The sequence below is a fragment of the Rhizobium sp. 'Codium 1' genome (assembly GCF_020889605.1).
Lineage (GTDB): Bacteria > Pseudomonadota > Alphaproteobacteria > Rhizobiales > Rhizobiaceae > Allorhizobium > Allorhizobium algae.
The window spans coordinates 1-739 of sequence record NZ_JAJGPW010000018.1 but is presented as its reverse complement, the minus strand read 5'-3'; the positions used below and the strand labels follow the sequence as shown (position 1 = coordinate 739).

The window sequence follows — 739 nt, the reverse complement described above, 5'->3', positions numbered from 1 at the left end:
GGTTATAGGTACATTGAGCAACTGACTGAAATGCCTCAAAATGTTCTTTACGATGCCATTGGGATATATCAACGGTGGTATATCCAGTGATTTTTTTCTCCATTTTAGCTTCCTTAGCTCCTGAAAATCTCGATAACTCAAAAAATACGCCCGGTAGTGATCTTATTTCATTATGGTGAAAGTTGGAACCTCTTACGTGCCGATCAACGTCTCATTTTCGCCAAAAGTTGGCCCAGGGCTTCCCGGTATCAACAGGGACACCAGGATTTATTTATTCTGCGAAGTGATCTTCCGTTACAGGTATTTATTCGGCGCAAAGTGCGTCGGGTGATGCTGCCAACTTACTGATTTAGTGTATGATGGTGTTTTTGAGGTGCTCCAGTGGCTTCTGTTTCTATCAGCTGTCCCTCCTGTTCAGCTACTGACGGGGTGGTGCGTAACGGCAAAAGCACCGCCGGACATCAGCGCTAGCGGAGTGTATACTGGCTTACTATGTTGGCACTGATGAGGGTGTCAGTGAAGTTCGACTGTCTCTTATACACATCTTGAGTGAGTGAGAACTTTCGGCGGCTTTGCTGTGCGACAGGCTCACGTCTAAAAGGAAATAAATCATGGGTCATAAAATTATCACGTTGTCCGGCGCCGGCAACGCCACAGCGTTCTCCATCACCATGCCTTGATGACCCTGCTGCCCGCGGTCCGTTTCCCTGTCTCTTATACACATCTCCGAGCCCACGAG

1 protein-coding gene and 1 pseudogene are annotated in these 739 nt (G+C 47.6%); one reads left to right on the top strand and one right to left on the bottom strand.

The window, feature by feature from the left end; translation table 11 throughout:
- The coding region (locus tag LJE98_RS20095; protein WP_267499143.1) for a CatA-like O-acetyltransferase at positions 1 to 103 on the bottom strand (103 nt) is incomplete at its 3' end.
- Between the two features lie 278 nt (positions 104 to 381).
- On the opposite strand from LJE98_RS20095, the pseudogene LJE98_RS20090 reads away from it, so the two are divergent.
- Positions 382 to 468, top strand: a pseudogene (locus LJE98_RS20090) (IS1 family transposase); the annotation flags it as partial.
- Positions 469 to 739 lie beyond the last annotated feature (271 nt).